At 64.2% G+C, this 20698-nt stretch carries 22 protein-coding genes; 11 read left to right on the forward strand and 11 right to left on the reverse strand.

Going from position 1 to position 20698, the window contains the following annotated elements; translation table 11 throughout:
- Window positions 1–578: 578 nt before the first annotated feature.
- The 3 genes from AC1P6P_RS04720 to fliI form a co-directional block, all read right to left on the reverse strand.
- Entirely contained in the window at window positions 579–1001 is a 423-nt protein-coding gene (locus AC1P6P_RS04720) for a DoxX family protein (protein ID WP_481401283.1), read from the reverse strand.
- A gap of 278 nt (window positions 1002–1279) precedes the next feature.
- Window positions 1280–1708: a flagellar FliJ family protein gene (locus AC1P6P_RS04725; protein ID WP_481401284.1), complete on the reverse strand. Its 429-nt coding sequence runs from the start codon at window positions 1706–1708 to the stop codon at window positions 1280–1282.
- Window positions 1709–1714: 6 nt separating this feature from the next.
- The gene (fliI, locus tag AC1P6P_RS04730) at window positions 1715–3040 is read right to left on the reverse strand and encodes a flagellar protein export ATPase FliI (protein WP_481401285.1); all 1326 of its coding nucleotides are present in this window, start codon (window positions 3038–3040) and stop codon (window positions 1715–1717) included.
- Window positions 3041–3300: 260 nt separating this feature from the next.
- Here fliI and ctrA point away from each other — a divergent pair, with 260 nt between their 5' ends.
- Window positions 3301–3996, forward strand: a complete 696-nt coding sequence (ctrA, locus tag AC1P6P_RS04735; RefSeq protein WP_481401286.1) for a response regulator transcription factor CtrA — start codon at window positions 3301–3303, stop codon at window positions 3994–3996.
- A 141-nt stretch (window positions 3997–4137) separates the two neighbouring features.
- Window positions 4138–4941 carry a Kdo hydroxylase KdoO gene (gene kdoO, locus AC1P6P_RS04740; protein ID WP_481401287.1) on the forward strand — a complete coding sequence of 268 codons (804 nt, stop codon included), beginning with the start codon at window positions 4138–4140 and terminating at the stop codon, window positions 4939–4941.
- On the opposite strand, the gene AC1P6P_RS04745 is transcribed toward kdoO, so the two are convergent.
- Both AC1P6P_RS04745 and AC1P6P_RS04750 read right to left on the reverse strand, forming a co-directional pair.
- Window positions 4938–5882: an SMP-30/gluconolactonase/LRE family protein gene (locus AC1P6P_RS04745; protein WP_481401288.1), complete on the reverse strand. Its 945-nt coding sequence runs from the start codon at window positions 5880–5882 to the stop codon at window positions 4938–4940. The genes kdoO and AC1P6P_RS04745 overlap by 4 nt on opposite strands.
- 281 nt (window positions 5883–6163) lie before the next feature.
- On the reverse strand, window positions 6164–7975 hold the full coding sequence (locus tag AC1P6P_RS04750) for an ABC transporter transmembrane domain-containing protein (RefSeq protein ID WP_481401289.1): 1812 nt from the start codon (window positions 7973–7975) through the stop codon (window positions 6164–6166).
- 136 nt (window positions 7976–8111) lie between these two features.
- Between AC1P6P_RS04750 and rpmE the strand changes: the two genes are divergently transcribed.
- Complete coding sequence (rpmE, locus tag AC1P6P_RS04755; protein WP_481401290.1) at window positions 8112–8336, forward strand: 50S ribosomal protein L31; 225 nt, start codon at window positions 8112–8114, stop codon at window positions 8334–8336.
- Between the two features lie 278 nt (window positions 8337–8614).
- Here the strand turns inward: rpmE and rcdA are convergent, their stop codons facing one another.
- Entirely contained in the window at window positions 8615–9121 is a 507-nt protein-coding gene (rcdA, locus tag AC1P6P_RS04760; RefSeq protein WP_481401291.1) for a protease adaptor protein RcdA, read from the reverse strand.
- Window positions 9122–9306: 185 nt separating this feature from the next.
- Window positions 9307–9504, reverse strand: coding sequence for a DUF1192 domain-containing protein (locus tag AC1P6P_RS04765; RefSeq protein WP_481401292.1), 198 nt, complete (start codon window positions 9502–9504; stop codon window positions 9307–9309).
- A 66-nt stretch (window positions 9505–9570) separates the two neighbouring features.
- Here AC1P6P_RS04765 and AC1P6P_RS04770 point away from each other — a divergent pair, with 66 nt between their 5' ends.
- Window positions 9571–10530, forward strand: a complete 960-nt coding sequence (locus tag AC1P6P_RS04770) for an NAD(P)H-quinone oxidoreductase (RefSeq protein WP_481401293.1) — start codon at window positions 9571–9573, stop codon at window positions 10528–10530.
- A 117-nt stretch (window positions 10531–10647) separates the two neighbouring features.
- Window positions 10648–11301, forward strand: a complete 654-nt coding sequence (locus AC1P6P_RS04775; protein ID WP_481401294.1) for a DUF1013 domain-containing protein — start codon at window positions 10648–10650, stop codon at window positions 11299–11301.
- 63 nt (window positions 11302–11364) lie between these two features.
- Here AC1P6P_RS04775 and AC1P6P_RS04780 read toward each other — a convergent pair whose 3' ends face one another.
- Window positions 11365–11811, reverse strand: a complete 447-nt coding sequence (locus AC1P6P_RS04780; protein WP_481401295.1) for a hypothetical protein — start codon at window positions 11809–11811, stop codon at window positions 11365–11367.
- Window positions 11812–12287: 476 nt separating this feature from the next.
- Here AC1P6P_RS04780 and AC1P6P_RS04785 point away from each other — a divergent pair, with 476 nt between their 5' ends.
- The gene (locus tag AC1P6P_RS04785; RefSeq protein WP_481401296.1) at window positions 12288–14114 is read left to right on the forward strand and encodes a methyl-accepting chemotaxis protein; all 1827 of its coding nucleotides are present in this window, start codon (window positions 12288–12290) and stop codon (window positions 14112–14114) included.
- Here the strand turns inward: AC1P6P_RS04785 and AC1P6P_RS04790 are convergent.
- Both AC1P6P_RS04790 and AC1P6P_RS04795 read right to left on the reverse strand, forming a co-directional pair.
- A complete protein-coding gene (locus tag AC1P6P_RS04790; RefSeq protein WP_481401297.1) occupies window positions 14111–15346 on the reverse strand; it encodes an MFS transporter in 1236 nt (411 codons plus the stop codon). The two genes, AC1P6P_RS04785 and AC1P6P_RS04790, sit on opposite strands and share 4 nt — an antisense overlap.
- Before the next feature lie 24 nt (window positions 15347–15370).
- Window positions 15371–15988 (reverse strand): YqaA family protein, encoded by a 618-nt coding sequence (locus tag AC1P6P_RS04795; RefSeq protein WP_481401298.1) that lies wholly within the window; start codon window positions 15986–15988, stop codon window positions 15371–15373.
- 199 nt (window positions 15989–16187) lie between these two features.
- On the opposite strand from AC1P6P_RS04795, the gene AC1P6P_RS04800 reads away from it, so the two are divergent.
- The 5 genes from AC1P6P_RS04800 to AC1P6P_RS04820 all read left to right on the forward strand — a co-directional run bounded on the left by AC1P6P_RS04800 (window position 16188) and on the right by AC1P6P_RS04820 (window position 20440).
- Window positions 16188–16787 carry a PAS domain-containing protein gene (locus tag AC1P6P_RS04800; protein WP_481401299.1) on the forward strand — a complete coding sequence of 200 codons (600 nt, stop codon included), beginning with the start codon at window positions 16188–16190 and terminating at the stop codon, window positions 16785–16787.
- A gap of 108 nt (window positions 16788–16895) precedes the next feature.
- The gene (locus tag AC1P6P_RS04805) at window positions 16896–17246 is read left to right on the forward strand and encodes an ArsR/SmtB family transcription factor (RefSeq protein WP_481401300.1); all 351 of its coding nucleotides are present in this window, start codon (window positions 16896–16898) and stop codon (window positions 17244–17246) included.
- A 12-nt stretch (window positions 17247–17258) separates the two neighbouring features.
- Window positions 17259–18080 (forward strand): arsenic resistance N-acetyltransferase ArsN2, encoded by an 822-nt coding sequence (arsN2, locus tag AC1P6P_RS04810; RefSeq protein WP_481401301.1) that lies wholly within the window; start codon window positions 17259–17261, stop codon window positions 18078–18080.
- On the forward strand, window positions 18080–19108 hold the full coding sequence (gene arsB, locus AC1P6P_RS04815) for an ACR3 family arsenite efflux transporter (RefSeq protein ID WP_481401302.1): 1029 nt from the start codon (window positions 18080–18082) through the stop codon (window positions 19106–19108). The genes arsN2 and arsB overlap by 1 nt, the downstream gene beginning before the upstream one ends.
- A gap of 60 nt (window positions 19109–19168) precedes the next feature.
- A complete protein-coding gene (locus tag AC1P6P_RS04820; RefSeq protein WP_481401303.1) occupies window positions 19169–20440 on the forward strand; it encodes a TCR/Tet family MFS transporter in 1272 nt (423 codons plus the stop codon).
- Window positions 20441–20449: 9 nt separating this feature from the next.
- On the opposite strand, the gene AC1P6P_RS04825 is transcribed toward AC1P6P_RS04820, so the two are convergent.
- Window positions 20450–20623: a YdcH family protein gene (locus tag AC1P6P_RS04825; RefSeq protein WP_481401304.1), complete on the reverse strand. Its 174-nt coding sequence runs from the start codon at window positions 20621–20623 to the stop codon at window positions 20450–20452.
- Window positions 20624–20698: the final 75 nt, after the last annotated feature.

Consider the following 20698-nt stretch of genomic DNA (forward strand, 5'->3'; position numbering starts at 1 on the left):
CGCGATTTCTTCGCGCGCCTCTTGGTCGGGCCACTCTCCAAAAACAACTCGGTATGGAGATTGGGTGCAGTACTGACAGTTTCAAGATGGTGCGACAATTGCTGCATTTTTTCCGCATGCGATGCAGGTGCAATCGTTCAGGGAGATGAACAGAATTGGTAAACAGAAAGGGGAGTCGCGCGGAGAGGGTGTGCCGCATCGCGACCGCCATCATGGTGATGCGACGCGGCACGAACGTCTGATACACCCGCTCCGCGTCTCCGCGTCTCCGCGCGGGCTTACCTATCATCGTGGTGCCTCGCGGCCTTGCGCCGATCAGGTCGTCCGAATTGCGCAACACGACCCGGGCGCAGATTTCTGCCCCCGCGGGCAGCGAGATTTGTCCGTAGGCAGATAGACCGTGGGGGAAGTGCCCGCAGGGCGCAGGGGGCTTATCGGGCATCGCGAGCCCCCTTCCCACGCTACGCGTTTCGTACGCTGGCGCTACTCAATCCCCCACGGTCTACGTGCGGCCGACGAAAGCGGTGCGCCCGCGGGGGCAGAAAGGGCACGTGCCCCCGCGGGGGCAGAAAGGAGGCCTATCGCTTGCCGCCCTTGGCCTTGTTATCGACGGCGAGAGGGCCGGGGCCCATGCCGATCAGCATCAAGAGGCCGCCGGCGATGGCGCCGTGGCAGGCGAAGAGCTGGAATTCCACCGCGCGCTGAGCCGCGTTGTCGTGGATGCGCCACCAGTCGTGCAGCACCACCATCGCCGCCATGGTGATGACGAAGAGGATCAGCGCGCCGGTGCGGGCGTGATAGCCGAAGATCAGCGCGATTGCGCCCATCGTCGTCAACAGGAGCGCCAACGCCAGGATGAAGGCCGAGCCGGAGGCGCCGGCGTAATTCATCAGGTCGATGGTGCTGTCCCAGTCGTCGAAATAGTGGGCAACCTGAGCGAGAAAAAACCAGCCGAAAGCGAGGCGCCCGATCAGCGGCGCAAGCGTATCGGAGATGGACATGGAAGACCCCGACGCAAAATGACTGGAGGTCATTTTAAGGGGGCAAATGGCGAATAGCGAGTGGCGAGTAGGGTTGTGCGTCCTTCGAGACGCTCGCAAGAGCTCGCTCCTCAGGATGAGGGGATCTGGTCTGGGTGGGGCAACAAACGCGGTGGACCAACAAAAAAGCGAGCAGGCCTCCCTACTCGCTATTCGCTATTCGCTACTCCCTACTCCCTACTCCCTACTCCCTACTCCCTACTCGCTACTCCCTACTCGCTACTCCCTACTCACCCTTTTCACCCCGCCCTGAGCGCATGCTTGCGCAGGTGGCGGACCAGGGCCATTTCGTCGAGGCGGGCTTGGGCGCGGCGGGCTTCGATTTCGGCGAGGCGCTTTTCCTGCTGCTCGTTGGCGAATTCGAGGCTCTTCAGATCCTGATAGGCAGTGGTCAGTTCTTCCTGGCAGGCGGCGCGTTCGCGTTCGAGGTCCTTCAGCGTGTCCTTGAGTTTCTCGCGGCGGATGTCGATCGACTTGAGGAACGAGGGAAAGGCGAGACGGCCGATGTCGGTATCGGAGGCGCGCTGACGTTCGCGCGCCACGCTGTCTTCGAGATCGGCAAGCTTCTTCTCGACGTCGGCTTTCATGCCGTCGAGCGTGGCCATGCGGCGCTTGAATTCGTCGACCCGAAAGCGACGCAGACGGAGAAGCGTGTCCTGTTTCTTCATGTCGTCTTACCTTTTCCCACCCGCGAGTATTGTGCCCAACTCCTGATACCCTTCGGTTAACGAGGAGCGCTCGTCCTTTCTCTGGGTGAGAAATTTTTCGAAAAGTGGATGCAGCATGACGGCGTGGTCGACCTCCGGATTTGTCCCGGATTTGTACGCACCCAGGCGTATCAGCTCGGCCATGTCCTCGTAGGTTGCGATCGACTTGCGCGATTCCCTGATGATGTCGCGCTCGCGTTCGCTGTTGCAGGCCGGCATGGTACGGCTGACCGAGCGCAAAATGTTAATCGCCGGGAAGCGGCCGCGTTCCGCAATGGCACGGTCGAGCACGATGTGGCCGTCGAGAATGCCGCGAACAGCGTCGGAAATCGGTTCGTTGTGATCGTCGCCTTCGACCAGAACCGTAAACAGGCCGGTAATCGAACCCGTGCATCCGGCTTGCGCGGGACCGGCGCGCTCCAAAAGGCGCGGCAGTTCGGCGAACACCGTCGGGGTATAGCCTTTCGCCGCCGGCGGCTCGCCGGCCGACAAGCCGACCTCGCGCTGCGCCATGGCAAAGCGGGTGATGGAATCCATCATCAACAGCACATTCAGGCCCTGATCGCGCAGATATTCGGCCACCGTCATCGCGGTGTAGGCGGCCTGGCGGCGCACCAGCGGCGGCTCGTCCGACGTTGCGGCAACCACCACCGAACGCGCCAGACCGGTGTCGCCGAGATCGTCTTCGACGAACTCCTTCAATTCGCGGCCGCGTTCGCCGATCAGGCCGATGACGATGGCGTCGGCTTCGGAATAGCGCGCCAACATCGCCATCAGCGTCGATTTGCCCACCCCGGACCCGGCGAAAATGCCCATGCGCTGGCCTTCGCAGCAGGTGACGTAGGCGTTCAGCGCCCGCACCCCCAAATCGAGCTTGCCGCCGACCCGGTTGCGCGATTGCGCCGCAGGCGGCTGGGCTTTGATCGCATAAGGCGTCGATCCCATCGGCAAGGGCCCGAGCCCATCGGTGGGATTGCCGAAGGCATCCAGAATACGCCCGAGCCAGCCCTTGGAGGGGAAGATCGCGGCCGCGCGCGGTTCGAAATCTGCTCGCGCGCCCAAGGTCATACCGTCCAGCGCCCCCATCGGCATGGCGAGCGCGCGGCCATCGCGAAAGCCCACCACTTCAGCCGGAATCGACGGCCCGAACGCCGGCGTCAGGCGCACCGTGCCGCCCATGCTGACGGCGCCAACCGCCCCGGTCACTTCCACCATCAAGCCTTCCACCCGCGCCACCCGGCCGAACCGGATGAGCGGCTGAATGGCTTCTATTTCCTCATGCAACGACGGCATCCGCGACCTTTCTGCACGCTGTAGAAATCCCATCTTGCCCGGAAGCACTTAAGTGAGAGTAAAGTTAACAAATCGAATCAAAGGGATGCTATGGCGTCGCCGGCATGGTTCCTGAAGGGCTGTTAAGTCCTGTTCGCATTCTCTGAAAATTGCGGTGTGACAAAAAGAGGATGTTAACCATTGCCGGTTACCTTCGTTAGAGTGGTTAACCAGTCCGGCAGAAAAAGGATCGGCCGGCTTCATGACCAAAGGGGTCTGACATGCGCGTGCTCTTGATCGAAGACGATAGCGCGATGGCACGGAGCATCGAGTTGATGCTCAGGTCGGAGGGCTTCAACGTCTACACGACGGATCTGGGCGAGGAGGGGATCGACCTCGGCAAGCTGTACGACTACGACATCATCGTACTCGACCTGCAGCTTCCCGATATGAGCGGCTTTGAGGTCTTGAAGAGCCTTCGCGTCGCCAAGGTGCAGACGCCGGTGCTCATTCTCTCCGGCAACGCGATCGTCGAAGCAAAGGTGAAAGCCCTCGGCTTCGGCGCCGACGACTATATGACCAAGCCGTTCCACAAGGACGAGCTGGTCGCGCGAATTCAAGCGGTGGTACGCCGCTCCAAGGGCCACAGCCAGAGCGTGATCACCACCGGTAAGCTTACCGTCAACCTCGACGCCAAGACGGTGGACGTCGACGGCCAGCGCGTGCATCTGACCGGCAAGGAATATCAGATGCTGGAACTGCTCTCCTTGCGGAAGGGCACCACCCTGACCAAGGAAATGTTCCTCAACCACCTCTACGGCGGCATGGACGAGCCCGAGCTCAAGATCATCGACGTCTTCATCTGCAAGCTCCGGAAGAAGCTCGCCGCCGCCACCAATGGCGACAATTACATCGAAACCGTGTGGGGCCGCGGGTACGTGCTGCGCGATCCGTCCGAAGAGGCGATCGCGTCCTAAGTTCAGGAAATACCAGGGGGCAGAAGGGGCGCCTTTCGGGGCGCCCTTTTTTATTGCCGCGACGCCGCTGCGGCAGGACGCGACCAAACCGGCCGCAGCGCATTACCGCTTACGATGGTGTGCGTCTGGGCTCCTTCGGAAGTGGCGGCGACCCCCGCGCTGGAGCGTGGGCGGGTGATCCTGACGCGCACCGGCTTTGCGCTCTATCCCGACGAATTCGCGCTGCTCGATGCCGGCCTGATCGCCGGCGCCAAGAATATTTCCCTGGCGCCCGCCGGCGCGCTCAAACACGCCAGCGCCGGCCCCGGCGAGCGGGTACAGTTGAAAACCATGATGGCGCGCTTCGCCGCCTTCGCGCTCGACATGGTGGAAGCGGTGGCACCACCCTATCGCGGGGCGCTGATCCGTGGCCGCACCAGTTTCCGCCCCGCTGAAATCGAAGGCCGCCAAATCTCGCCGTTGAAAGACGACAGCCGCCTCCATGTCGACGCCTTTGCCGCCCATCCGACCCGGGGAAAGCGAATCCTGCGCGTCTTCGCCAATATCAACGCCACCGCCCCGCGCCACTGGACCCTCGGCGAGCCGTTCGACGCCATGGCGGCGCGCTTCCTGCCGCGGATCGGCCGGCGCCCGGCGGCGCTGAATGCGGTGCTCGCCGCCGCCCGCATCACCAAAGGCCGGCGCAGCCCCTATGACGACCTGATGCTCGGCCTGCACGATGCCGCCAAGACCGATCCTCGCTATCAGGCCGACTGCCCGAAACAGGCGGTCGCGTTTGCGCCCGGGGCGGTGTGGCTGTGCTTCACCGATGTCGTGCTGCACGCCGCCTCGAAAGGCCAGCACGCGCTGGAGCAGACCTTTTATCTGCCGGTGGACGCCATGGCGGAACCCGAGCGCTCGCCGTTGCACATCCTGGAACAGATGACGGGGCGGCGCCTCGCCTAAAGCTTGCAGTCGAGCAGGGTCTTCGCCGTGCCGATGAGGAGGTGGCCGTTCGCTTCGGCGGCGGCGGTGACCTCGTCGCTGGAAGACGAATAGAGCAGTTCGGTCGCGACCGGCACGCCGGCATCGGTCTTGACGCGATAGACGGCCCCCGCCCCCCGCTTCGGCCACGCCGCAACGATCAGGCTGCCGTCCTTGGCGACGCTGATGCGGATCGGCGCGGCAGGCAGATTGTAGAGCTCGGGCGCGTCGATGGCTCCGGTGAAATCGTTGCGGTGGAAGCTGACCAGCGCGCGCGGCAATTCCTCGGCGACATAGAGACGGCTGCCGTCGTGCGACAGCGCCACGGCGCTCGGCGAATTCAGCCGCCTGGCGACGGGCCCGAATTTCATGCCGTCGAAATAGGTGATTTCGGCGCGGGGCACGAGAAACGCGTCATCGAGCCAGCGGCCAAACGCCGTGTGCGTCGCATGTTTGTTGACGAGATAGAACCGCCCCGCCGGCAACCTCGCAATGCCCGCCGGATCGGTGATGGTGTCGGCGGACAGCCGGCCGATTTCCGTGGCGCCGCCTTGACCGATGGTGAACACCGACATGTCCCAGATACCGGCTTCGCGGAACACGACATCCACCACGCCGTCATCGCCGAACGACAGCGCCGCGGGATGAAAATCCTTGGGCGGGCCGGCGAGCCGCGTCGCGGTAGTGCCGTCATAAAGATAAAGCCCGTCACCGGCGGCGAGATAGGCCTTGCCCGCCGCATCGACCGCGATATCGCCGACCCGGCCGGCGCCCGCCACCGCATGACAGGCGGCCGGAGTCTTGTCCGCCACCGACGCGAACACGCCGCGGCTTTCGACGAAGCGATAGCTCGCCGCGATCAACAGCACGACCAGCATCGCCGAGACGGTGATGGCAATGCGACGCCACGGTGATTTCTGCATGGTCATCCCCGCGGGTTTCATTCTTTGTCATCCATGGCCGAGTAGTCGGAGTTTCTTTCCTCCCCCGCGGAGTCGCTACCCTCGCGCCGCACTTTTCCAGAGCGAGCGGGGGAGGTGGACGCGAAGCGGCCGGAGGGGGGAACCATTCGGCAGCGGCGCAATCCCCCCTCCGCTTCATTCGCTATGCTCATTCAGCACCTCCCCCGCTATGCGAAGAGCCGGCGTTGTGCAGGGCGGACCACCGCGGGGGAGGAAAGATCATGGCCGGAAATGGCATGGCATTATGTCCTCGCCCCGGAAAACTGCAAGCTGGCCAGCCGGCCGTAAAGACCGCCTTTGGCGACCAGCGCGTCGTGGCTGCCTTCATCTACCACGCGGCCCTGGTCCATCACCACGATGCGCCCCAGGCGCTGGATGGTGGCGAGGCGATGGGCGATCACCAGCGTGGTGCGCCCCTCCATAAGATTGGCGAGGCCCTGCTGCACGAGGCGCTCGTTCTCGGCATCAAGCGCGCTGGTGGCTTCGTCGAGCAGCAGCAACGGGGCGTTGCGCAGCATGGCGCGAGCAATCGCCAGGCGCTGGCGCTGGCCGCCGGAAATCGACACCCCGCGTTCGCCGAGCCGGGTCGAAAAACCGTCCGGCAGCCGGGTGATGAATTCCTGCGCCGCGGCGGCCTCGGCGGCAGCACGCACCGCGTCGTCGCTGGCCTCGGGACGGCCGTAGCGGATGTTGTCGGCGATGGTGCCGGAGAAGATCACCGGGTCCTGGGCCACCAGCGCGATGGCGCGGCGCAGCGCGCGCGGATCGAGATCGGCGATGTCGATGCCGTCGAAGGAAATCCGGCCCGACTGGGCTTCGTAGAAGCGCAGCAGAAGCTGGAACACGGTCGACTTGCCGGCTCCCGACGGTCCCACCAGCGCCACCGCATCACCCGGGGCGACCGCGAGCGAGAAGCGGTTCAGCGCCGCGGTGTCGAGGCGCAGGGGATAGCGGAATTCGACGGCGTCGAACGTTACGGCGCCGCGCGCCGGCGAGATGAGCTTTTTGGGGTGAAGCGGGGCGACGATCGCCGGTGCCACGGTGAGAAGTTCGACCAGGCGCTCGGAGGCCCCGGCGGCGCGCTGCAGATCGCCCCACAGTTCGCTCACCGCGGCAAACGCCCCGCCGACCAGGATGGCGTAGATGATGAACTGGACCAGGCCGCCCGGCGTCATGGTGCCGGCGAGCACGCTCTGCGCCCCGACCCAGCCGACGCCGACGATGCAGCCGAACACCGCAAACGTCGCCACCGCGGTCATCACCGCGCGGGCCCGGGTTCTCAGCACGGCGACATCGAACGAGGCCTCGGCGGCAGCGCCGTAACGGGCGCGCTCGTCGGCTTCGCGGGTGAAGGCCTGGACGGTGGAAACCGCATTCAAGGTCTCCGAGGCATGGGCCGAGGTATCGGCGAGCCGGTCCTGGCTGTCGCGGCTGAGGCGGCGCACCCAGCGTCCGAAGAAGATCAGCGGCAACACCACCAGGACGACGCCCGCCATCACCAGCGCCGTCAGTTTCCAGCTGGTGACGAACATCAAAGTCACGCCTGCCACCGCCATCAGGACATTGCGGATCGCGAACGACGCCGACGAGCCGATCACGGTCTGCACCAGGGTGGTGTCGGCGGAGAGCCGCGACAGCACTTCGCCGGTGCGGGTGACCTCGTAAAAGGCGGGGGTCAGATCGAGAACATGGGCGAACACCGCCTTGCGGATGTCGGTGGTGACCCGCTCGCCGATCCAGGTGACGAAATAGAAGCGGGTGGCGCCCGAGACGCCCATCACCCCGGCGGCGGCGAGAAAGAGGAAGAAATAGTGCGAAATCTCGGAAATCTGGGCCACCGAAAAGCCGCGGTCGACCAGGCCTCTGAGCATCGCCGGCATGATCAGGGTGGCAGCGGCGGCGACCACCATGGCCAGCCCCGCCAGCGCCATCGCGCCGGCATAGGGCTTCACGAAAGGCAATAATGCCTTCAAAGACTTGAGGGACCGGCTCTTGGCCCGCCCCTGTGCGACGTATTGCACCTGTTCGGCGTATTCCGCGCCCGCTTGCGCCATAATTTGGGCCTCTTGGGTCAGCCCCCAATATAGGGTGTGTTGGCGCCGTTTAAACCGAGGCGTTGGCGCGCTTGCGCCGCCCGGCCCGATCCCCTATAAGCCCCGCCTCTTGCGACGTTTATAAAGGCCGGCAGCCATGAAAAAGGGCATTCACCCCAACTACCATTTCGTCAACGTGCAGCTGAACGATGGCACGACCTATCGTACGCGCACGACCTGGGGCACCCCCGACCAGAAGCTGACCCTCGACATCGATCCGTCGACTCACCCGGCCTGGACCGGCGGCCAGCAGCAGCTCTTGGACCGCGGCGGCCGTCTGACCCGCTTCAACAAGAAGTTCGGCAATTTCGTCAAGTCGTAAGACGGGCGAACAGCGCAGTCGCGAATAGCGAGTAGGGATGCCCTGCTCGCTATTTTTGTTTTTGGCAGGAAGATAATGCCTGTCATTCCCGGCCGAGCGCGGCGCGCTGCAAAGCAGCAAGGCGAGCGAGGGGAAGGGAACCCAGGTGGGCGTGACAGACCTGGCGCACGCAATGGCGCACGATTTCACCTTGAAAATCGACTTGCCTGGAGGACCTGGGTCCCCTTCCCTTCGCATCCGCTGCTACGCGCGTCTGCTCAGCCGGGGATGACAGCGAATTACTGTCCCGAAAACGCCTGTTCCAGCATCGCCATGGCGCCGCGGGCGCCGGCCGGGATTTCGCCTTTGCCGAACAGGACATCGTCGAGGCGGGCGATGCGGCGATAGAGATCGTCGCTGCGGCCGAGCAGATCCTGCAATTTGCCCGGCAGCAATTCGACGCCATCCGATGGGCCGCCACCGAAACAGATTTCCTTGGAGCCGAGACGATAGCGATCGCTCTGGGCGTCTTCGAGCTTCATGTCGCCTTCGGACACGGCGCGCTGCACCAAGAGCCATGACGCCGCCTGCATCAAACGCGTGGTCACGCGCATCGATTCACCGGCATACAGCATCGCGGTCTTGCGCGGCAGATGACGCTGCTCTTCGCGCCCTGGGCCATCGAGATAGCGCGCGGTCTCTTCCACCAGGCTCATGCCTTCGTCGAAGGTACGCTGGAACAGCGCCGAGCCGGTGAACGACTGCAGCGTAAGATCGCGAATGGCCTCGTCTTCGACCGTATTCATTTACGCCCCGCTTCCTATCACGCGCACTCGCATCGCGACCGTTGTCGTCGTCCCGCTCGCAAAGCTACCAACTGAAATCATCCGTGCAAGATGTCAGATGCATCAATCCGCCAGTTAACACTATACCTGGTGGCACCAAGGACACGCATAGCTGTCGATATTAATGATGAGCGCCCCGTTAAGGATCAGCGCTTGAAAAACGCCGCGGCGGCCGAGCGCGTCGCCTGGCGCTGGGTAATGGCCTCGCGGCAGCGCGCGATTTCGCTTTCCAGCCGTTCGATGCGGGCCGTGAGTTCGAATTCCGACATCGCCGAAATATCCTCGCCGAGCACGATCTCGGGCGCTTTCTTGCGCGGCAGCAACTCTTCGGGATCGATTGCCATCCGATTTTGCGTCCTTCTCAAGCCCTGATAGTTTCGCCACCGCAAGGCTGCTTCGCAAGGCCGCAAATGCGCACCATTACCGTCGTAAATCCTGGCCCCGCCTACACGCTTGCGCTTGCCGAGCGCGATCCGCCGCAACCCGGCCCGCATCAGCTTCTGATCAAGGTCGCCGCGGCCGGCGTCAATCGCGCCGATCTGTTGCAGGCCCAAGGCAAATACCCCCCGCCACCCGGTGCCTGCGATATCCTCGGCATGGAAGTTTCCGGCCATGTTGCGGCGGGCGCGCGAAGCGGCCAAGCGGTGTGCGCCCTTGTTGCCGCCGGCGGCTATGGCGAATTCGTCGTCGCCGATGAAGGTTGCGTGCTGCCGGTGCCGGCCGGCGTCGATCCGCTGGCTGCCGCCGCCCTGCCCGAAGCGCTGTTCACCGCCTGGACCAATCTGATCGATTCGGCAGCGCTCAAAACCCGCGAGACCGTGCTGATCCATGGCGGCGCCAGCGGCATCGGTACGGCGGCCATACAACTTGCCGCCGCGCTCGGCGCGAAAGTCTTGACCACGGCGGGCGGCGCCGAGCGCTGCGAAGCCTGCGAACGGCTGGGCGCCAGCGTCGCGATTGATCATCACACGGAGGATTTCGTCGACGAGGTGCTGGAAGCCACCGACGGCCACGGCGCCGACGTCATCCTCGACATGGTGGGCGGCGACTATATCAGCCGCAACTTCGCCGCCGCCGCCGCCAAGGGACGCATCGTCAACATCGCGTTTCAGAAAGGCGCCATCGCCACCGTCGATTTTCGCGTCATGATGGCGAAGCGCCTGACCCTGACCGCCACCACCTTGCGCGGCCGCGACGCGGCCGAAAAAACCGCCATCCGCGACGCGCTCTTGAAGACCGTGTGGCCGCTGATCGCAACCGGTGCCATCAAGCCGGTGATCGATTCCACCTTTGCGCTCCAAGACGCCGGCGCCGCCCACGCCCGCATGGCCAAAGGCGGCCATTTCGGGAAGATTTTGCTGAGGGTGTGATCCCTCTTCCCTTTGGGACCCTTCCTCGCTACAACCTGCGACATTCCTCGAAAGGGTCAGCCTTACGAGGTCGGGTGGAGGGATGAAGACCTTCCCCGGCACAGGGAGAAAATTATCATGGCCGCCGAAAACAAGCCTTTGATGCCCAAAGCCACCGCCGTCTGGCTGGTGGACAATTCCTCGCTGTCGTTCGATCAGATCGCCGATTTCTGCGGCCTGCATCCGCTCGAAGTGAAAGGCATCGCCGACGAAGATGTCGCCAAAGGCATTAAGGGCATGGACCCGGTCTCCGCCGGTCAGCTGACGCGCGAACAAATCGAAGCCGCCGAAAAGAATTCCGCGCTGCGCCTCAAAATGGCGCCGCCCAAGCACAAGATGCCGGTGGTCAAGCAGAAGAAGGCACCGCGCTACACCCCGGTCTCCAAGCGCCAGGACAAGCCCGATGCGGTCTACTGGATCCTGCGCAACCACCCCGAAATGCCCGATGCCGACATCATCAAGCTGATCGGCACCACCAAGGCCACCATCCAGAAAATCCGCGAGCGCTCGCACTGGAACGCCACCAACATCAAGGCGGTCGATCCGGTCACCCTCGGCCTGTGCAGCCAGCTCGAACTCGATCTCGCGGTGTCGCGCGCCGCCGCCAAGCACGAGCGCGCCGTCAAGCGCGCCGCTCGCGCCGGCACCACCCTGCTGCCGGTCAACGATCTCGCCGGCAGTGAAGCCGAAACGGCCGACGAGCCGCTGCCCGAGGACGGCGACGAACTCTAAGACGCAAAAAACGGGCGGTCACGCACCGCCCGCCTTTTTCCCGCATCGGTTCGCGACTACGGGCTATTTCGCGAATTCCACCGGCGTCCACATTTCTGATTCCAGGAAGGTGCGGTATTTGTCGAAGCCCGACACCATGGTTTCCTGCTGCGTCTTCGGCATCATCGCTTCCATCGCCTTGATGGCATCCTGGTCGCGCTTCTTGTTGGGATCGAGCACCGCGAAGTTCGGCAGCCATTCGACCAGCAGCACGTTGGCCCCCGGCCCGGCGCCGTTGACGTTGAGAAGGATCTGGTAGCCGGTGATCATTCCCTGCTTCTTGGCGTACTCCTCGCCCGGCAGCCAGACCTTCTTGAGACCGGTGATGTAGTCGTCGATGTGGTTGGGATCGACCTTGAGGGCCGTCACCGAGATCACGCCCTTGCCCGGCTGCCAATCCACCCAGGGCTCAGCCGTCGCCGGAACCGCCATCGCCAGCGCCAAGGCGCCAGCAAGCACAATCGCTTTCATCGTATTCTCCTGATGTGAGGGATGTGTGCCGAGGGTGGCGACCAGTGCCCCTGCCAAGACCGACCCATGCGCCCCAGACCCCAACCGAACGGCGAATAAGTATTAATCGCAATTTAGGTGAGCGCCAAGGCAGGACGGAGCCAAGCGCCGGCGCGCGGTCGATTGTCACAGCGCTCTCAACCTCAGATTTCTACCGCCGCGGGACAGCCGGTCGCCACGTCGCGAGCCCATGGCTCCGCGATTCTTCCACAATTTCAATAGAATAGCTAAAGACAGGCCGGTTATAGCCCGGCCGTTCTCGCCTATCAGGCTGAATTAATTGATAAAACGGCGCTACTGGTCGTTGCGGACACAGCTGATACCGCTCTCATCGATGCCTCTTTACCATTACCGCACGTTAGGCATTTGGGTCGCAAAACCCTTCCAGCACTCGGTGACGCCGGACCCGGCCGGTCCCGATGGCGGGGAGAAAGTTCATGCGTTTCAAGGATTTGTCTGTCAGCAACAAGCTCATCGCCGTGCTCAGCGGCGTCCTGGTGCTCACCGCCGCCCTCGGCCTGTTCGCGATCTGGAGCCTGTCGTCGCTCAACACCGCCTCGAGCGACGTGCGCGACAACTGGATGCCGTCCATCTCCCACCTCGGACGCTTCGAATATTTCCTCACCCGTGCCCGCGTCGCCCAGGCCAATTTGACCATGGCCTCGACCGAGACCCAGCGCGACACCGCCCGCAAGGACATCGAGAAATATCTCGGGCAGGCCGACGAAGCCTGGGCCCAGTATCAATCGAAGGTCTCCACACCAGAGGAGCGGGCCAAGGTCGACAAAATCGTTGCCGCGCGCGCCGACTATACGCCGCTGCAAGCTCAGCTCGAAGACATCGCGAAAACCCAGGGCAAGGAGGCCGCCGCCGCCTTCTTCATGGGGACGATGAAGCAGGAATTCACCGACATCATCGTCGCCACCGATGACGATGTCGCCTTCAACGAGGAGTCCGGTGTCGCCGCCGGCAACCGCATCGACGCCACCCATTCCACCGCCCAGATCCTGATCCTGATCGCGCTGGCCCTGGCGCTCGGCCTCGGCATCGTCGCCGCCACCGTGTTGGTCAAGGCGGTATCGAAGCCGCTCGGCGCCATGACCGAGGCGATGGGCGAACTCGCCCGCGGCAACCTCAAGGCCCACGTCCCCCACGCCGACCAGCAGGACGAAATCGGCAAGCTCGCCGACGCCATGACCAGCTTCAAGAACCAGCTCGCCGACGCCGAGCGCGCCAAACAGGAGCAGACCGAAGTCATCGTCGCCTCGATCGGCACCGGGCTTGATCACCTCGCCAAGGGCGATCTCACCCACCGCGTTACCGCCGATCTCACCGGCGCCTTCGCCAAGCTCAAGCTCGATTTCAACACCGCCATGGGCCGGCTCGAAGACACCATGACGAACGTGCTCGGCACCACCGGCCAGATCGCCACCGGCGCCAGCGAAATCTCCCAGGCCGCCGACGACCTGTCGCGCCGCACCGAGCAGCAGGCCGCCAGCCTGGAGGAAACCGCCGCCGCCCTGGAAGAAATCACTGCGACGGTGAAGAAGACCGCCAGCAACGCCAAAGACGCTTCCCACAGCGTCACCGACGCCAAGAGCGCCGCCGAAGCCGGCGGCCGGGTGGTGGAAACCGCCATCCACGCGATGGATTCCATCGCCCAGTCGTCGCGCCAGATCACCGACATCATCGGCGTCATCGACGAGATCGCCTTCCAGACCAATCTGCTTGCCTTGAACGCCGGCGTCGAAGCGGCACGCGCCGGGGATGCCGGCAAGGGCTTTGCCGTCGTCGCCTCGGAAGTGCGCGCCCTTGCCCAGCGCTCCTCGGAAGCGGCCAAGCAGATCAAGTCGCTGATCAACACCTCAGGCGGTCATGTCGAAGACGGCGTCAAATTCGTCGGCCAGTCCGGCGAAGCCTTGCGCCGGATCGTCGAGCAGGTGCTGCAGATCAACGCCCTGGTCAACGAAATGGCGCAGGCCGCCGAGCAGCAGTCGACCGGCATCGAGCAGGTCAACGCCGCCGTCAGCCAGATGGATCAGGTCACCCAGCAGAACGCCGCCATGGTCGAACAATCGACCGCCGCCTCGCGCAATCTCGCCGGCGAGACCAAGAACCTGTCGGCGCTGGTCGGCTTCTTCGCCGTCAGCACCACCGCCGCCAAACCCGCTGCCGTCCGGCCGGCACCGGTCCGCCGGGCCGCCAATTCCCGACTCGCGGTCGCCAAACAGCCCGAGCCGGACAGCGATTGGACCGAGTTCTAGACCGTCTCTTTGATCTTCGTCTCGACCTGACGCAGATCGAACGAAGCCGGCGACGGCGGCAACGGCGCAAACAGCCCGCGCATCTGGGCCGGCTTCATCACCCCGAGCCGCACCACCGTGAACACCAGCATGCTGGTGTGGATCGCGGCGGTGAAGAAAAACAGCGCCGGCGGCCCGAACCGGTCCATCACCGAGGCGGCCACCGTCGGCCCGATCACCGACGCCACCGAGTTGATCAACAGCAGTGTCGCCGAGGCTTCCACGAACGCGCTCCGCGGCATGCGGTCGTTGGCGTGGGCAACGGTCAGGGCATAAAGCGGCAGCATGAAAACGCCGAAGCCGCCGAAGGTGATGCACATCAAATTGAGATTGCCGCGGCCGCCGAACAGGGCAATGGCGATGCCCGCCGCCGCGGCCAGCGCACAGGTGCCGGCGATCACCCAGCGCCGGTCGATGTGATCCGACAGCCGCCCGACCGGTAGCTGCACCAGGGTGCCGCCCAGCGTGAAGGCGACCATGAACAGGGCAACCCCGCCGGTGCTGAGGCCTTCGGATTGGGCATAGACCGGCGCCATCGTCCACACCGCATTGTTGGCGAGCCCGACCGCGATGCAGCCCGCCACCCCGACCGGCGAAATCTTGAACAGCTTCAGCGGACGCAGTTTCGGCACCGGCGCCGGCGCCGGCTGCTTGATGTCGCTGAGCCCGACCGGGACCAGGCACAGGGCGTAGAACACGCAGGCCAGCGAGAACAGCACGAAGGTGGAGGGCCGCGCCGTCGCGAACAACAGCTGGCCGATCATCAGCCCGGCGAAATTCACTCCGAGATAGGTCGAAAAGATCACGCCGCGGGTTTCGTTCCTGGCGCGGTCGTTGAGCCAGCTTTCGAGCGTGATGTAGATGTTGGCGGCGGCGAAGCCGAAGAAGGCCCGCATCAGGATCCAGGCCGGCACCGAGACGATGATCGACTGGGTGAGCGTTGCGGCGGCGCAAAGCCCGGCGCAGACCGCGAAGGTGCGCACATGCCCGACCCGGGCGAGCCAGCGCGGACCGGTGAAGCAGCCGGCCAGGAAGCCGGCGAAATAGGCCGAGCCGATGACGCCGATTGCCAGCGTCGAGAAGCCCTCGAGATGCGCGCGCACCGGAATGAGCGTGTTGAGAAGCCCGTTGCCGACGAGAAAAATCAGCGTCGTGAACAGGATGGCGGCAATGGAACCCAGTTGGCGAACCATGGGACGTCCGGCAGGCGGATAAGGCTACAGAACCACAACCAGCAGGATTCCGGCCACCACCGCAATCAGGAAAATCACCAGGGCGACTTCCATGTATTTGTCGAGAACCGCCTTGGCCTGATCGCCGAAGAAATGGACCAGCAGCCCCTCGATGACGATGAAGCGCACCGAACGCGCCAGCGCCGCGTAGACCAGGAACATGCCGAAATTCACTTTCGCGAGCCCGGCGGAAATCGTCACCAGCTTGAACGGAATCGGCGTCAGGCCCTGCACCGCGATGAGGTAATCGTGGGCGTTGTAGGCGGCCTGCAAGGCGTGGACCTTCGCCTCCGAGATGTGGAGCGCATGAATGATCATCATGCCGACGGTGTCGAAAAACGCATGCCCGATCAGATAGCCGAAGCAGCCGCCGATGACGCTGAACAAGGCGCACCAGGCGGCGAGATAGAAGGCGCGCTTCCTGTTCGCCACCATCATCGGCAGCAGCATCACGTCGGGCGGGATCGGGAAGAACGAGGCCTCGGCAAAGGCGAACGCGGCCAGCGCCCACAGCGCGTTGCGCCCCTGCGCCTTCGCCATCATCCAGGCGTAGCCCCGGCGAATCAGACCGCCGCGCTTGGTGCCCGCCGTTTCGTCAACCATTCCCGCTTGACCCTCAAAAGGTTGCAACCTTCCTAGCAACCCCCGGCGCCCCCGTCCATGGCGCCTGCAGCCGCTGGTCGCAATTGGAAAAATTCCGAACCCCGCCCCCGCCGCAGCGTCAGGGTGGGCTTGCATTACCGCATTCAAAACGCGAACGTCTCGCGGGAACCGCCCGGATGCGGGATGCCGGGAAATTCGTATGCCGACCTTACCAAAGACGCTTCCGACCGAGATCGCCAGTGCCGCGGCCATGAACCAAGCCGCAGCGGCCGGCGGCTGGCCGATCATTGCCGACGCAACCTGCGATTTCGATCACGGCCTGCTCGCCGAGCTGTCGGCGCTGTGGCAGGACGAGGCCAAGGCCGGCATTCCCGCCCGCAACACCATGACGGCGCGCAAGCTGCAGCCGTTCATGCGCAATATCGCCATCTATGAGCGCATCGGCGAAGGCCACCAGCGCCGCTATCGCGTCCGCCTGATGGGCAGCGGCATCGTGCAGTATTACGGCGAACTGACCGGCAAATACGTCGACGAAGTCGTCCCCGAAAAGTATCTCGACCGCTGGTATGCCATTTCGGACATCGCCCTGGCGTCGGGCCAGCCGGTGCGCCTGTTGCTGCGGGCCGATACCTTCGACAAATCCTACATGGTGGCGGAATACCTCTGCGCCCCGCTCAAATCCGATAGCGGCCTCGTCAAATTCATCCTGATCGGCATGGTGTTCGACGGCAAACGCCCGTGGAGCGTCGTCGAAGCCGAAGCCCGCGAAAAACTCGGGCTTAACGCGCCGGCGCCCTGATCTGGCGCTGAAAATCGGTCCGCGATTTTACCGCCCTGCGTCCCGCTGCCACTTGCCACCCGGCATTATTTCGATATATGTGGAAATATGGAAATTGTGGAGACGGCGATGGCGGCCGCAGATCAGCTCACGCGTTTTGCCGACATGCTGGCGGCGATGGGCACCGTGCCGCGCCTCGGCATCATCCGGCTGCTGCTGGCGGCCCATCCCACCGGCATGGTGGTCGGCGATATCGGCAGCGAACTCGCCATCCCCAATTCCACCCTCTCCCATCATCTCGACAAGCTGAAGCACGAAGGCCTCGTCACGGTGAAACGCGAAGGCGTGTTCCTGCGCTATGCGGCCAATCATGCGGCGCTGCAGGAGCTGCTCGCCTTCCTCTACGCCGAGTGCTGCACCCGCAATCAGGTTGTCGAACCCGGAAAAATCACCTGCTGCAGCGATGCTGAGCACCCCTGAAACGGTAGCACCATGCCTGTCACCATTTTTCATAATCCCGATTGCGGCACCTCGCGCAACACGCTGGCCCTGATTCGCCATTTCGGCATCGATCCGACGGTGATCGATTATCGCACCGATCCGCCGTCGCGCGCGGAACTGGCCGATCTGATCGCGCGCGCCGGCCTCGCCATCGGCGACGTCGTGCGCAAGAAGGGCACGCCCTATGGCGAACTCGGTCTCGACGGCGCCAACGACGACGCGCTGCTCGACGCGATGGCGGCGCATCCGCTGCTGATCAACCGCCCGCTGGTGATCGGCGACAACGGTGTTGCCTTGTGCCGGCCCTCCGACGTGGCGCTCGACGTACTGCCGCCGCAGCCCGGCAACGATGCCTTCAAGGAGGACGGCGCTCCGTTCCTGCGCGACGCGGCGATTGCGGGCGATGATCCCGCGCTGAACGCGGCGCTCAAGGCTGCCGATCTTCCTGTGGAAGATTTAGCCGAGCCGGGGCGGCGGTTCTTCGTTTATCGCACCGTGGCGGGAACCGTGGTGGGCTATGGCGGCTTCGAACGCTACGGCGACGCAGCGCTGTTGCGCTCCATGGTGGTCTTGCCGGAGGCGCGCGGCGCCAAGGTAGGGCGCAATCTGGTGCCGCTGCTGGCCTATCGCGCCTTTCGCGACGGCGCCCGTATGGCGTGGCTGTTGACGCTGCACGCGGCGAATTTTTTCGAAGCCCTCGGCTACAAGCGCCAGGCCCGCGCCGACGCTCCCGCCGCGATTGTCGCCACCCGCCAAGCCAGCAGCCTGTGCCCGGCGAGCGCCGCCGTGCTGGCGAAAAAACTGGGGTTCTGATGTCGGTCTTCGAGCGCTATCTCACCATCTGGGTCGGGCTTTGCATCGTCGCCGGCATCGCGCTGGGACAAACGGCGCCGGATGCGTTTCGACTCATCGGCGCGGCCGAACTCGCCAAGGTCAATCTGCCGGTGGCGGGGCTGATCTGGCTGATGATCGTGCCGATGCTCTTGAAGATCGATTTCGCGGCGCTGCGAGAAGTCGGCAAGCACTGGCGCGGCATCGGCGTGACGCTGTTCGTCAACTGGGCGGTGAAACCATTTTCCATGGCACTTTTGGGCTGGCTTTTCATCGGCTGGCTGTTCCGCCCCTATCTGCCCGCGAGCCAAATCGACAGCTATATCGCCGGACTGATCCTGCTCGCCGCCGCGCCTTGCACCGCGATGGTGTTCGTGTGGTCGAACCTGTCCGACGGCGAGCCGCATTTCACCCTGACCCAAGTCGCGCTCAACGATCTCATCATGGTGGTGGCGTTCGCCCCGATCGTCGCCCTGCTGCTGGGCCTTTCCGCCATCACCGTGCCGTGGGCGACGCTGGTGTTGTCGGTGATGCTGTATATCGTCGTGCCGGTCGTCGCCGCCCAGATCATCCGGCGCGCCGTGCTCGCTTCAGGCGGACCGGGGGCGCTGACGCGCCTGTTGAAAGCCCTCGGCCCGCTGTCGCTGGTGGCACTGCTGGCAACGCTGGTGCTGCTGTTCGGCTTTCAGGGGCAACAGATCCTGGCCCAGCCGGCGGTGATCGCGCTGCTGGCAGTGCCGATCCTGATCCAGGTCTACGGCAATGCCGCCCTCGCCTATCTGCTCAACCGCTTCGCCGGCGAAGCGCATTGCGTCGCCGGCCCGTCGGCCCTGATCGGCGCGTCCAACTTCTTTGAGCTGGCGGTGGCCGCCGCCATCTCGCTGTTCGGGTTCCACTCGGGGGCGGCGCTCGCCACCGTGGTCGGCGTCCTGATCGAAGTTCCCGTCATGCTGTCGGTGGTGGCGATCGTCAACCGCACCAAGGGGTGGTACGCGGGCGTTGCATCCTGAGGCGGGCTCTGCCAGCTTGCCGCACGTTAAAGCCGTAACAGGGCAAACCGCGATGGGGCAATGACCGGCAACAACCGACACGCGATCGTCTTCATTTTCATCACCATGCTGATCGATGTGATGGGCCTCGGCATCATCCTGCCGATCCTGCCCAAGCTGATTTCCACCATCGGCCATACCGGCATGGACGACGCCGCCCGCATCGGCGCCGCCCTGATGTTCGCCTATGCCGGCATGCAGTTCCTGTTTTCGCCGCTGCTCGGCAATCTTTCCGACCGCTTCGGCCGCCGCCCGGTGTTGATCCTGTCGCTGGTCGGCATCGGCATCGACTACACCATCATGGGGCTGGCGCCGACGCTGGGCTGGCTGTTCGCCGGCCGCGTCCTGTCGGGCATGGCGGGCGCCAGCTTCACCACCGCTGCCGCCTACATCGCCGACGTCTCGCCGCCGGAAAAGCGGGCGCAGAATTTCGGCATGATCGGCGCCGCCTTCGGGGTCGGCTTCGTGCTCGGACCGGCGCTTGGCGGCTTCATCGGCCATTACGGCGTCCGCCTGCCGTTCTTTGCCTCGGCCGGACTTGCCGCCGCCAATGCGATCTATGGCGCGGTGGTGCTGAAAGAGAGCCTTGCCCCCGATCACCGGCGCAAGTTCGAGTTATGGCGCGCCAATCCCCTCGGCGCCCTGATCGTGCTCAAGCGCTATCCGATCGTGCTGCCGTTGTGCGGCGTGCTGATTCTGATGCGGCTGGCGCACGACGCCAATCCGGCGGTGTTCAGCTACTACACCATGCTGAAATTCGGCTGGGGCCCGCGCGAGGTCGGCCTGTCGCTGATGGCGGTCGGCGTCGTCACCGCCATTGCCTACGCCACCCTGCCGCGCTTTGCCCGCCGCATCGGTGAGGACCGTTCGGTCTATATCGGGCTCACCGGCGGCGCGTTCGCCTTCCTCGGCTACGCGTTCGCGAGCCAAGGCTGGCAAATCTACGCGTTCATGCTGCCGTTCGGCCTGGTCTGCCTGGTGATGCCGTCGATCAACGCCATCCTGGCGCGCGCGGTCGGCCCCAAAGGCCAAGGCGAACTGCAAGGCGCCTTGACCAGCGGCGGCTCGCTGACGAGCGTCTTCGCACCGCTCATCCTCGGCAATCTGTTCGCCTGGTTTTCCGGACCGCACGCCCCGGTCTATTTTCCCGGCGCCGCGTTCGCGGCCGCAGCCCTTTTCCTGGTGCTGGCGGCCGCGTGGTTCGCGGTCATCCGTGGCCGGACGGCTCGCACCGCGACGGGCGCAGACGAGCCTGCCGGCGACCGGCAGTTCAGCCGTTCTGGAAACGACTAGTGCCCGAGGCTAATGAACGTCGCTTCGTAGCTTTTCGAGTTCGTCTTTGATCCTGAGTTTTTGCTTCTTGAGCGCCGCGACCCGGTACTCGTTCCAATCCGGATGGGTCATCTCATTTTCGATAAGTTCTTCAAGTTTCTTATGCTTTTCGGACAACTCTTCGATATGTCCCTGGAGTGCCATTCATGCACCTCTTGCTTATCGGTGGAGAAAGTAAAGCACCAAGTCACCGTTCTGTCACGAGGCTCTTCCTCCCAT

The organism is Rhizomicrobium sp. (assembly GCF_056722145.1).